At 68.8% G+C, this 11,771-nt stretch carries 10 protein-coding genes; 1 reads left to right on the forward strand and 9 read right to left on the reverse strand.

What is annotated here, in order from left to right; translation table 11 throughout:
* Window positions 1-227: 227 nt before the first annotated feature.
* Entirely contained in the window at window positions 228-2,204 is a 1,977-nt protein-coding gene (locus H036_RS0107435; protein WP_017934157.1) for a carboxypeptidase-like regulatory domain-containing protein, read from the forward strand.
* Window positions 2,205-2,288: 84 nt separating this feature from the next.
* Here H036_RS0107435 and H036_RS0107440 read toward each other — a convergent pair whose 3' ends face one another.
* The 9 genes from H036_RS0107440 to H036_RS0107480 form a co-directional block, all read right to left on the reverse strand.
* Window positions 2,289-3,956: an MDR family MFS transporter gene (locus H036_RS0107440; RefSeq protein ID WP_017934158.1), complete on the reverse strand. Its 1,668-nt coding sequence runs from the start codon at window positions 3,954-3,956 to the stop codon at window positions 2,289-2,291.
* A 72-nt stretch (window positions 3,957-4,028) separates the two neighbouring features.
* Complete coding sequence (rodA, locus tag H036_RS0107445) at window positions 4,029-5,189, reverse strand: rod shape-determining protein RodA (RefSeq protein WP_017934159.1); 1,161 nt, start codon at window positions 5,187-5,189, stop codon at window positions 4,029-4,031.
* Complete coding sequence (gene mrdA / locus H036_RS0107450) at window positions 5,186-7,306, reverse strand: penicillin-binding protein 2 (protein WP_017934160.1); 2,121 nt, start codon at window positions 7,304-7,306, stop codon at window positions 5,186-5,188. The genes rodA and mrdA overlap by 4 nt, the downstream gene beginning before the upstream one ends.
* Window positions 7,307-7,316: 10 nt before the next feature.
* Window positions 7,317-7,829, reverse strand: coding sequence for a rod shape-determining protein MreD (mreD, locus tag H036_RS22090; RefSeq protein WP_036487543.1), 513 nt, complete (start codon window positions 7,827-7,829; stop codon window positions 7,317-7,319).
* Complete coding sequence (mreC, locus tag H036_RS0107460; protein ID WP_157417110.1) at window positions 7,826-8,767, reverse strand: rod shape-determining protein MreC; 942 nt, start codon at window positions 8,765-8,767, stop codon at window positions 7,826-7,828. Before mreC ends, mreD begins: the two co-directional genes overlap by 4 nt.
* A complete protein-coding gene (locus H036_RS0107465; protein ID WP_026145868.1) occupies window positions 8,767-9,795 on the reverse strand; it encodes a rod shape-determining protein in 1,029 nt (342 codons plus the stop codon). Before H036_RS0107465 ends, mreC begins: the two co-directional genes overlap by 1 nt.
* 175 nt (window positions 9,796-9,970) lie before the next feature.
* A complete protein-coding gene (gene ndk, locus H036_RS0107470) occupies window positions 9,971-10,390 on the reverse strand; it encodes a nucleoside-diphosphate kinase (RefSeq protein WP_017934164.1) in 420 nt (139 codons plus the stop codon).
* A 28-nt stretch (window positions 10,391-10,418) separates the two neighbouring features.
* Window positions 10,419-11,030 carry an FMN-binding negative transcriptional regulator gene (locus H036_RS0107475; protein ID WP_017934165.1) on the reverse strand — a complete coding sequence of 204 codons (612 nt, stop codon included), beginning with the start codon at window positions 11,028-11,030 and terminating at the stop codon, window positions 10,419-10,421.
* 8 nt (window positions 11,031-11,038) lie between these two features.
* Entirely contained in the window at window positions 11,039-11,707 is a 669-nt protein-coding gene (locus tag H036_RS0107480; protein WP_017934166.1) for a pyridoxamine 5'-phosphate oxidase family protein, read from the reverse strand.
* Window positions 11,708-11,771: the final 64 nt, after the last annotated feature.

Here is an 11,771-nt window from a genome sequence, read left to right on the forward strand (position 1 = left end):
GGGTCCATCGTAAGTCGCCAGTACGCCGCTGGCCGAACCTGCGGGTCAACGGCATGCGAATCGCCTTGAGCTCCACGGGACAGCCTCGGAGTGCCGTATGTCACAGCGAGCGCACAGGTGGACCAGACCACCTCCACAGATTTATCTGATTAGACGTACGGCGCGGAGCATGCATCCCTAGCGTCGGGCAGTCGGCCACGTGGCCGACCCCACTCCAAAGGATCATCATGCGTCGACACCACCTCATCGGTGCGGCTGCCGCCCTGGCCCTGGCTGCCCCTACAGCAGCCATAGCCACACCGGCCCTCGCCGACAGTGCCACCGCCACCCTGGACGTCTATGTCGAGAACGGAACCTACTGCTGCACCGACCTGTCCGGAGCATCGGTGGTGCTGTACAGCATCACCACGGGCAGGCAGGTCGGCGGCACCGTAACCACCGACGCGGACGGGTCTGCGGCCTTCGCCGTGCCGGCTGGCGCGTACACCGCCAAGGTCAGCAAGGCCGGCTTCTTCACCGAGTACTCGACCGTCACCACGGTCACCGCGGACGACGTCACCTCGGGCGCCACCGATAACACGAATGTCCGGCTCGACGTCGTGCCCGCCAAGCCCGGCAAGATCCACGGCCACCTCACCACGAACGGCGGGACGTACGTCAACAACGGCCCCGTGTACCTCTACGCCTACGACGCCACCACCGGATACCAGGTGGCCGGGATCTACGCCGACGAGGACGGCAGCGGCACCTGGGGCCTGTCCGTACCTGCCGGTACGTACAAGTTCCAGGTCCAGAGCTACAGCTACGACACCGGCAGCTGGTCCTACACCTGGGTCGGCGGCGACAGCCAGGCGGACGCCACCACCTACACCGTCACGGTCGGCGGCGACGCGGTCGGACCGACGGTGAATCTGGTCAAGGCGACGACCGTCCTCTCCGGCAAGGTCACGGACGCGAGCGGCAAGGCACTCGCGGGCGTCACCGCCCACCTCATCCCGAGTGCTCAGAGCGGGCGTTCAGCGTATGTGGCCCAGGCCACCACCGATGCAGCGGGCACGTACACGTTCAACAGCACCGTCGCCGCCGGCGACTACCGGATCTGGTTCACCGACAACCAGGACGAGTACCTCGACGCGTTCTACGGCGGTACGGCGACCCCGGTGACCGACCCGGAGGACGGCAGCATCCCCGCCGGGGCCACCACGGTGACGGTGAGCAGCACCAAGACGACCCCTGCGACGGTCAAGCTCACCAAGGGCGTCTCCGAGGTGCAGACCTCGGGCATCAAGGGCATCGTGACCGATGACGCCGGGCAGCCGCTCGTCAATGCTTCGGTCCACCTCGACAACGAGGACACCAACAACGATGCCAACGCCAGCACCGGCCGTGACGGGTCCTGGCACATCAGCGGCGCGGACCTGCCTCCGGGCACCTACGACGCCCAGGTCGACGGGGACGGCTCGTACGAGAGCGCGTACGACCTGACCTTCACCGTTCCGGTGCAGGGCGTCGGCACGGCCCCCACGATCAAGCTGCTGCGCGACGGCACGATCACCGGCAAGCTGACCAACGTCGGGCACTCCAAGGACCCGTTCACCGAGGGCGACCTCCAGCTGTACAACGCCGACGGCGACTACGTCGACGACGAAGGCACGGACGAGCAGGGCATCTTCGAGTTCGACGGTGTCACGCCCGGGACCTACTACCTCCAGGCCAGGGATGGCGACAGCTATGACCTCTACGGAAGCGACCACGACCTGATCCCGGTGTACTTCGGCGGCAAGTACTCCCTCGCCGGCGCGACCCCGATCAGGGTGACTGCGGGCGGAAAGGTGACTGCCAACCTCACGCTGACCGACCAGCTGATGCCCGCCGGTGGTGCCGGCATCACCGGCACCCCGGCCGCCGGCGACACGCTGACCGCTCACGCGGGCACCTGGAGTCGCAAGCTCGGCACGTCCTACCACTACCGCTGGACGATCGGATCGACGGTGGTCTCCACTTCGGCCATCTACAAGGTCGGCCTGACGGACGCGAAGAAGGCGATCAAGCTCACCGTCACCGCCACCAACCCGGACTGGGTGACCGGCTCCACGTCGACGTCGGTGACCGTGGCGAAGCTGACCAAGAAGCAGGCCAAGCAGCTGAAGAAGCAGCAGAAGAAGGCCAAGAGCCACAAGAAGCACAAGAAGTCCAAGAAGTGATCTATCGCTGACTCGGCAGCACAGCAACCAACGTGGCCCTCGGCGGATGCCGGGGGCCACGTTGGTTCTGCGGGTCGAAGGGCGCTACTCCTTGGCAGCGGCGGCTCGCTCGGCCGCGGCTGCTGACGAGGCCGAGGTCTCGCGCAGCACGACCTCGGGCATGAACAGCAGCACAAGGAAGGCCAGCAGCCCGATGCCGCCGGTGATCCAGAAGACCATGGTCATCGACCCGGTGAAGCCGACCTTGAACGGGTGCGCCACCGCGGGGCTCATCTGGTTGATGATCGAGGAGTCCTTGTTGAACTCCTCGGTCACCTTCGGGTCGCCCGCGAGGACCTCCTTGTCGAGCTTGTTGGGCACCAGCTGGCCGGACTGCACGGCAGCCTGGATCTGTGGCGCCTCATCGTGGAAGGCGTCGGCGATGTGACCACCGACCGTGCCGAAGAGGATCGAGAGGAAGACTGCCACGCCGATGGTGCCGCCCATCTGACGGAAGAACGTCGCGGACGCGGTCGCCACGCCGATCTCCTGCGGCGGTACGGCGCTCTGCACGGTGAGGATCAGCGGCTGCATGCAGTTGCCCACGCCGTACCCGACGATGAGCATGAACACCATCACGAGCGGCAGCGGCGTGCCCGCGCTGACCTGGGTCAGCAGGAAGAAGCCCACGGCCATGATCAGCGAGCCGGCGATCGGGAACATCCGCGGTCGCCCGGTCTTGGAGGTGATCTTGCCGGAGATCATCGCGGCCGACATCAGGCCCAGCACCATCGGCAGCATCAGCAGACCGGACTCGGTCGGCGAGGCGCCGTGCACGATCTGCAGGTAGAGCGGAAGCATCATCATGCCGCCGAACAGCGCCATGCCGACCAGGACGCTGGCCACGATCGTGACCCAGGCCGCCCGGATCCGGAAGAGCCGCAGCGGGATGAGGGCGTCGTCCTTCATGAATGCCTCGGCCGCGATGAAGAGCACCAGGCCGAGCGCGCCGATGACGAAGCAGGAGATCGACTTCGTCGAGCTCCAGCCCCAGCGCTGGCCCTGCTCGGCGACGGTGAGCAGCGGCACCAGGCAGATGACCAGGGCGATCGCGCCCATGAAGTCGATCCGGGCCTTGCGCTTGACGTGGTGCACGTGCAGCGTGCGGTAGACGACGACCAGCGCGACGATGCCGATCGGCACGTTGACCAGGAAGACCCAGCGCCAGCCGGCGATGCCCAGGATGGTGGAGGCGCCGGCGAAGAAGCCACCGATCACCGGACCGAGCACGCTCGAGGTGCCGAAGGTGGCCATGAAGTAGCCGGTGTACTTGGCGCGCTCACGCGGGCTGACGATGTCACCGATGATCGCGAGGACGAGGGTGAACAGACCGCCGGCTCCTAGACCCTGGAAGGCACGGAAGACGGCCAGCTCGTACATCGACGTGGAGAACGTGCACAGCACGGACCCGATGATGAAGATGCTGATCGCGAACATGAACAGCTTCTTGCGGCCCCACAGGTCGCCGAGCTTGCCGTAGATCGGGGTCGTGATCGTCGAGGTGATCAGGTAGGCGGTGGTCACCCACGCCTGGGCGTCGAGGCCGTGCAAGTCGTCGGCGATCGTACGGATGGAGGTGCTGACGATCGTCTGGTCGAGCGAGCCCAGGAACATCCCGAGCAGCAGTCCGGTAAGGATCGTCAGGATCTGCTTGTGGGTGTACTCCCCCGTCGGGGCGTGGCCGACAGGAGCGGCGGAAGCGTTGGTTGTCATCGGCAACTAACTTACCGTTCTCCGCCGGGCCAATCCAAACCGGTTACCGCACGGCGGAGCGAGCGCCGGCGTTCACCGTACGGCGAGCAGCCCCGGGGTGCTCGCCCGACGTACGGCCGCCGGGGCGATCGTGCGCGCGTGGATGTTCTGCAGCAACCCGATCGCGAGCAGCCCGGCGAACATCGAGGAGCCGCCGTAGGAGACGAACGGCAGCGGGACGCCGGTGACCGGCATGATGCCCAGGCACATGCCGATGTTCTGGAAGGCCTGGAAGCCGAACCAGCAGGCGATGCCGGCAGCCGCGACCCGACCGAAGAGGTCGTCGGTGCGCGAGGCGATCCGCAGCGCACGCCACAGCACGATGCCCAGCAGTGCGATCAGCACCAGCGACCCGACCAGGCCGAGCTCCTCACCGGCGACGGTGAAGATGAAGTCGGTGTGCTGCTCGGGCACGTACTGCCCCTGGGTGACGCGACCGTGGAACAGACCCTGGCCGAAGAGGCCGCCGTTGCCGATCGCGATCCGGGCCTGCTGCACGTTGTAGCCGGCACCCTTGGGGTCGAGCGAGGGATCGGTGAAGGCCATGAAGCGGTGGATCTGGTAGGTCTTGAGCAGCCCCCCGGCGACCACCGCCGTCGCCGCCGCGAGCCCTCCGGCGAACAGCAGCGCCAGCCAGCGACGCGGCGTGCCGGCGGCGGCCAGGACACCGAAGACCGTCGCCGAGAGCACCAGCAGGGTGCCGAGGTCGGGCTGCAGGACGATCAGTGCCGCCGGGACGGCTGCGACCAGCAGCATCATGACGACGTCGCTGCCGCCGACCCGGGAGCGCCAGCGCCCCTCGGTGCGCTCGGCCAGCACCAGAGCCATCCCGATCACCACCGCGAGCTTGGCGAACTCCGAGGGTTGGATCGACATCCCCCCGACGTCGATCCAGGACTTCGAGCCGTTGATCGTGCTGCCCATCGTCAGGACCAGCACCAGCCCGCCGAGCGAGGCGACGTACACCAGCGGGGCGACGATCCGCACCCACCGGTGGTCGGTGGCGCACACGGCCACCATGAGCAACAGCCCGATGGCGATGTTGACCACGTGCTTGCGGACGAAGGCGGTGCTGTCACCGCCGGTCAGGTCGGTGCGGTGCTCGGTCGCGGACCACACCAGCAGCGTGGAGAGCACGAGCAGGGCGAGGACGGCGACCATCAGCACCCAGTCCAGCTTCAGGGCACGGTTCACTTCTTCGCTCCCTTGCTCTGCCGGGCCGGCGGCAGGATCGAGCCGTCCTGGGCGAAGGTCGGCAGCGCCTTCGGAGGCGTCACGCCAGGGATCGCGGACTTGGACGTGTCGACCGTCTGCTGGGAGTTCTCGTCGCCCTGAACGCCGTACAGGCTCTCCCAGACCCGGCGCACCGCCGGACCGGAGGTACCGGAGCCGGTGCCGGCCTGGGTGACGACCATGATGACGACGTAGTTCTTGTCGTAGGTGGCCACCCACGAGGTCGACTGCTTGCCCTCGACCTCGGCCGAGCCGGTCTTGCCGCGCAGGTGGATCTCGCCGAGCGGGAAGCCGCCGAACTTCCACGCCAGCGTCCCGTTGAACCCGCTGTGCGGGACCATCGTGCCGAGCAGCGCGGTGTTGACGTAGTCGATCGCCTTCTTGCTCACCGCGACGTGCCGGGTCACCTTCGGCTGGATCTTCTTCAGCACGGTGCCGTCGGGAGCGACGACCGCCTTGCCGATCGTCGGCTGGTAGAGCGTGCCGCCGTTGGACAGCGCGCTGTAGGCACGCGCCAGCTGCAGCGGGGTGACCATGGTGTCGCCCTGGCCGATGGTGAAGTTGGCTGCGTCGCCCTGCCGGAAGTAGTTGCCCTGGAGGCAGAACTCGTGCGAGAAGAGCTTGAGGAAGGGCGTCTTGGCGGTGCCCTTCTCGTCCATCGTGCAGTAGTAGCTCTTCATCGCCTTGAAGTACGACGCCTTCCACTGCCGGTCACCGACCCGGCCGCTGGCCTCCCCCGGGACGTCGATACCGGTGGGCTTGCCGAAGCCGAAGCTCTTCGCGGCGGACGCCAGCGGGTCCTTGGCCTTCGCGTTGGCGGGGTCGGAGCCGTACTTGTTCCAGAAGTGCAGACCCACCTGGTAGAAGAACGTGTCGCAGGAGACGTTGAGCGCCTCGGCGAAGGTGATCGAGCCGTAGGACTCCGACTCGTAGTTCTTGAAGTAGCGGTTGCCGATCTGCAGACCGGGCCCGCAGACGAAGTGCTGGTCGGTGGGCAGGCCGTCGGTGATCGCGCCGGTCGTCATGAACGGCTTCCAGGTCGACCCGGGCGCGAATTGGCCCTGGGTGGCCCGACTCAGCAGCGGGTTGCCCGCCTTCTTGGAGTAGAGCGCGTCGAGCTGCTTCTGGCTGATCCCGCCGACCCACTCGGCCGGGTCGTAGGTCGGCTCACTGGCCATCGCGACGACACGACCGGTCTTGGCCTCCATCACGACCATCGCGCCGGAGTCGGCGACGTAGTTCTTGTGCGTGACCGGGTCGTAGGTCGCCCGGGCGGTCGTGATCGCCTGGTTCAGCGACTGCTCGGCGGCTGCCTGGACCTTGGCGTCGATGCTGGTCACCAGCGTGTCGCCGGGCTGCGCCGCGACATCGCTGGCATCGCCCAGCTCACGGCCGAGCGAGTCGACCGCGACCGAGGTGTAGCCCGGCATGCCCCGCAGCCACTTGTCGTACTCCTTCTCGACGCCGGCGCGACCGACCTCGGAGGTGGCGTTGAGCGACTGGTCCTTGTCCTTCTTCGCCTGCGCATACTCGTCGCCGGTGATCGGGCTGAGGTAGCCGAGGATGCCGGCGGCGTTGACGCCGTAGGGGCGCGGGTAGCTGCGCACCGTCTGCTGGTCGGCGACCACACCCGGATAGTCCTCGGGCTGCTCCAGGATCTGCAGCGCGACCTGCTGCTTGACGTCCTCGGCGATCGGGACCGGCTGGTACGCCGACCCGTTCCAGGTGGAGAGCGTCTTCTTGATCGCTCCCACCTTCTCGCCGGTCACCTTCGCGACCCGCTTGAGCAGCGTGCCCTGATCGGCCTCGGAGAGGTTGCCCAAGGTGGTCTTGTCGATGCTGACGACCCACGCGGTGCGGTTGGAGACCAGCGGGCGTCCCATGTCGTCGACGATGAGGCCGCGGGTGGGCTGCTGCACCACCTCGCGCACCGACTGCGAGGCGGCCTGGGCACGGTAGGAGGAACCGTGCGCGACCTGGAGGTACCAGAGCCGGACCCCGAGCGTGGCGAAGAGGGAGAAGACCAGCGCCTGCAGCACGATCAGGCGCAGCCGGCTGGTGCGGTTGGATGCGCTCATCTGAACAGCCTCATCGTGCCCTCAGAGCCTCGGCTCGGCCGTAGAGCGCTAGCAGGCCGGGCAGCACCAGCGGCGTGAGCAGCACGTCCCAGACCAGTCCGATGCCGATCACCTGCAGCACCTCACCGAAGCCGAGGGACGGATCGCTCAGCACCATGCCGGACAGCGCGTACACGCTCGTGGCGACGAACGAGCAGGCCGCCATCGTCGCCATCACGGCCACCACCGTGGGGCGGCCGGAGTCTTGCCGCACGCGGCCGGCGACGTACCCGGCGACGAGCAGGGCGAGGGCCCACCGCCCGGCGAGGTGGTCGGCTGGCGGCGCCAGGTCCATCAGCAGCCCGGCGGCGAAACCGACGACCATGCCGGTCTGCCCACCACGGGAGAGCGCGGCGGCGACGACCACCATCAGGACGAGGTTCGGCACGACGCCGTCCCAGGCGAATGCGTCGAAGAAGCTGACCTGCAGCACCAGCGCCACTGCGACGAGCAGGCCGCTCATCGCCACCCATCGCCCCGTCATGGCTTGAGCTTCCCGTCGGCGTCGATGATCGCGCGGTCGCTCTTGGTGCCGCTCGGCACGACCACGCCGACCAGGTCGAGGGCGCCGAAGTCGACGTAGGGCTGGACGGCCGCGGTCTTGGAGGAGTCGCGGACGCTGGAGTAGACCGAGGTGACCTGGCCGATCGGGACGCCCGAGACGTACGGCGCGTCCTTCGTCGACCCCCACGTCACCACGGTGTCGCCGGTCGCGGGCGTGGCGTTCTGGTCGATGAGCTGGAGCTCGAGCGAGCCGCCGTCGAGCTGCCCATCGCCGCGCACGAAGCCGACCTTCATCGAGGAGCTGGCTCGGCCGCCGACGGTGGAGTCACCGTCGACGATGAGCAGCACCGTGGCGGTCGTGCTCGTCACCCGCAGCACCCGGCCGACCAGGCCCTGGGCCGCGACGACGGTCATGTCGGGCTTGATCCCCGAGGCCGAGCCGGCGTCGATGGTGGCGGTGCGGTGGAAGGACTGGGCCGCGCCGAGCGCGACCACGTGGGTCGGCACGACGGCGTAGCCGATGTTCTCGGCCGCCTTGGTCAGGCCGTCGTACTCGGCCAGCCGGTTGCGGTCGTAGGCAGTGGTGCGGACCTGCTGCTCGAGCTTGGCGTTCTCGGACTTCAGCTTGGCGAGGTCGTCCTTCATCCCGCTGCGGGTCCGCAGCCAGTCCGGGATCGAGGTCACCGGCCGGGTCACCGTTGAGACGGCCGATTCGGCGGGCCCGAAGACCTCGCCCACGAGCCGCCGCGCGGGATCGAGCGCGCCGCCGGTCTTGTCGAGGGTGATCAGGGTGGCGCAGGCGAGCACCAGCGCGATCGCTGTCGAGCGACGCGGGGAGCGAGGGTCGCGCGGCTCCAGGCTGCCGCGCCGGTTGATGCCTTCCCGGCGCACCACCGGGCGGTTCTGCAGCTGCGTCATCACCACCGCCGGGTCTCGGTGACGAGGACCTTCTGCAGCGCCTCGAACTCCTCCACGCAACGGCCCGCACCGAGCGCGACGGAGGTGAGCGGGCCATCGGCGATGTGCACCGGCATGCCGGTCTCGTGCCGGATCCGCTCGTCGAGGCCCTTGAGCAGCGCTCCCCCACCGGTGAGCACGATGCCGCGATCCATGATGTCGCCGGCGAGCTCGGGCGGGGTCTGGTCCAGGGTCGCGCGTACGGCGTCGACGATGCCGCTGATCGGCTCCTCGAGCGCGGCCCTGATGTCGGCGCTGGAGACCGTGACGGTGCGCGGCAGGCCGCTGACCATGTCGCGACCGCGGATCTCCGCCTCCGGCTCGTCGGCGGCTGGCCAGGCCGAGCCGAGGCTCATCTTGACCTCTTCCGCGGTGCGCTCACCAAGCAGGAGCGCGTGCTCCTTCTTCATCCACTGCACGATCGCGTTGTCGAGGTCATCGCCGGCCGTGCGCACCGAGAGCGAGGTGACGATGCCGCCGAGGCTGATGACGGCGACCTCCGTCGTACCGCCGCCGACGTCGACGACCATGTTGCCGGTCGGCAGGTGCACGGGCAGTCCGGCGCCGATGGCGGCGGCCATCGGCTCCTCGACGATGTAGACCCGGCGAGCGCCGGCCTGGTAGCCGGCCTCCTTCACCGCACGCGTCTCGACCGCCGTGATGCCGCTGGGCACGCAGATGACCATCCGCGGCTTGGCGAAGTAGCGCCGGCGGTGGACCTGCTGGATGAAGTACCGCAGCATCTGCTCGGTCGCCTCGAAGTCGGCGATGACGCCGTCCTTGAGCGGGCGGAGCGCGGTGATGTTGTCGGGGGTGCGGCCCAGCATCCGCTTGGCCTCATGGCCCACCGCGAGCACCTCGCCGGTGGTCTGGTTGAGCGCAACCACGCTCGGCTCGTCGACCAGCACGCCGCGGCCACGCACGTAGACGAGCGTGTTGGCGGTGCCGAGGTCGACGGCCATGTCACGACCGATCAAACTGTTCGCCACAGATCTGCCTCGCTGTGCTGGGGAAGGAGCAGGCAGGACCCGTACGGCGCTACCCGCTCACGAGGCTATGTGCCGTGACAGGTGATTCTGGTGAGGCACGCCGGTCGGATGGGTCGGGTGGGACGGCCGGGGCGCGGCGGCCGAGCCTGTCGGAGGCCCAGACGGCCAGCGAGGCTCAGAGGCCGGGGAACCAGATGCCGATCTCGCGCTCGGCCGACTCCGGAGCATCCGAGCCGTGCACGAGGTTCTGCTGGACCGCCAGGCCCCAGTCGCGACCCAGGTCGCCCCGGATCGTGCCCGGAGCCGCCGTCGTGGGGTCGGTCGTGCCGGCCAGCGAGCGGAAGCCTTCGATCACGCGCTCCCCCTCGACCACCAGTGCGGCGACCGGACCGGAGAGCATGAACTCGACCAGGGGCTCGTAGAAGGGCTTGCCCTCGTGCTCGGCATAGTGCTCGGCGAGCAGCTCACGGGTCGCCGTGCACAACTCCAGCGCCGCCAAGGTGTAGCCCTTGGCCTCGATGCGGCGGATGACCTCGCCGGTGAGGCCGCGGCGGACGCCGTCGGGCTTGACGAGGACGAGGGTGCGCTGAGTCATGGCGACGAGATTATCCGGGCGTCCAGAATCACGCGAAGTCGGCATCGTGCCGCATCGCCTCGCCGACGGGGTGCGCGGCCCCGAGACCCTCGATCACGCCGCGCCGGTCCTCGACCGGCCGGTTCTGCGAGAGCTTCGCCTTGGCCTCGATCCGTTCGACGCGCAGCTCCACGCCGACGATCGCCCGGAGCATGCCGTCGACGTAGTCGGCCGGCGCGTCCGAGACCTGCCACCGGTCGGCGCGGCCGGCTTCGTGCCGGTCGGTCAGCCGGGTCACCGCATCGCGCAGCCAGGCGGTGTCCTCGATGATCCATGCGGTGCCGGTGAGGTGGACCGCCGAGTAGTTCCAGGTCGGAACCACCTTGCCGTGCTCCGCCTTCGCGGCGTACCAACCGGGGTGGATGTAGGCCTGCGGACCGGTGCACGCCAGCAGGGCGGGCGTGCCGGCTCCGATCGCGCGCCAGTGCGGGTTGGCCCGGGCGAAGTGGGCGATGACCAGGTCGCCCTCCCAGAGGACCGGCAGCAGGGTCGCCACGGGGTAGCCGTCCGGCCCCGTGGTGATCAGCTCGGCCGCTCCCGCCTGAGCGACCAGCCCTCGCGCCCAGGACTCGTCGGCTGCGTTGAAATGCGGGACGTACATGGCGCCCCTCAGCCCAGCGCCTCGGCGCGCGCCCGCACGTCGGCGGGCACGTCGCGGTGCGAGTCGGCCGAGGGCACGACGCCGTCGCTGATCCGGCGCAGCGGGATCACCCCACCCCAGATGCCGGCCGCCACGTCCTCCGGCTCGTCCTCCGGGTCACCGGAGCGCTGCTTCATGCTCGCCTCGGCCAGCGACAGTGCCAGCACCGCGGTCGCGGCCAGCTCCTTGCGGGTGGGCTCGCGGAGCGTGGCGGCGCGACCGGGGATCATCTGGTCGACGATGAGGTCCAGCGCGCGACGCCGCTCGGCCGGGTCGTCCACGCGCCGCGGCGTACCGATGACCACGGCGCTGCGGTAGTTCATCGAGTGGTTGAAGCCGCTGCGCGCCGCGACCAGGCCATCCAGCTCGGTGATGGTGACACACACGTCGCCGGTCAACGCTGAGGCCAGCCAGCCGGCCGCCACCGATCCGTGGAGGTAGAGCGTGCCGCCCTCGTCAGGTCCCGCGAGATCCACGCCGTACGCCGTCGGCAGCACCACGGGGTGGCTGCCCATGGTGACACCGAGGTGGGCGACCAGCCCGTCGGCGAGCAGGGCGTGCAGGTGCTCACGATCGGTGACGACGCGCTCCTTCTCACGGCTGACGGTGGTGCGGGGCGTGGGCGACAGGTCGGACATGGCTCTATCCTCGAAGAGAAGTGGCCTGCACACACGGGCCAATCCCACGCGATTTCGACAGGAC

This window comes from Nocardioides sp. Iso805N, from assembly GCF_000364605.1.
Lineage (GTDB): Bacteria > Actinomycetota > Actinomycetes > Propionibacteriales > Nocardioidaceae > Nocardioides.

Bases quoted from the DNA above. Each gene is read 5' to 3' on its own strand.
- mreD (WP_036487543.1), bottom strand. From the start codon at position 7,829: ATGACGGGGCGATGGGTGGCGATGAGCGGCCTGCTCGTCGCAGTGGCG.
- H036_RS0107435 (WP_017934157.1), top strand. From the start codon at position 228: ATGCGTCGACACCACCTCATCGGTGCGGCTGCCGCCCTGGCCCTGGCT.
- H036_RS0107440 (WP_017934158.1), bottom strand. From the start codon at position 3,956: ATGACAACCAACGCTTCCGCCGCTCCTGTCGGCCACGCCCCGACGGGG.
- H036_RS0107480 (WP_017934166.1), bottom strand. From the start codon at position 11,707: ATGTCCGACCTGTCGCCCACGCCCCGCACCACCGTCAGCCGTGAGAAG.
- mreC (WP_157417110.1), bottom strand. From the start codon at position 8,767: ATGACGCAGCTGCAGAACCGCCCGGTGGTGCGCCGGGAAGGCATCAAC.
- ndk (WP_017934164.1), bottom strand. From the start codon at position 10,390: ATGACTCAGCGCACCCTCGTCCTCGTCAAGCCCGACGGCGTCCGCCGC.
- mrdA (WP_017934160.1), bottom strand. From the start codon at position 7,306: ATGAGCGCATCCAACCGCACCAGCCGGCTGCGCCTGATCGTGCTGCAG.
- H036_RS0107475 (WP_017934165.1), bottom strand. From the start codon at position 11,030: ATGTACGTCCCGCATTTCAACGCAGCCGACGAGTCCTGGGCGCGAGGG.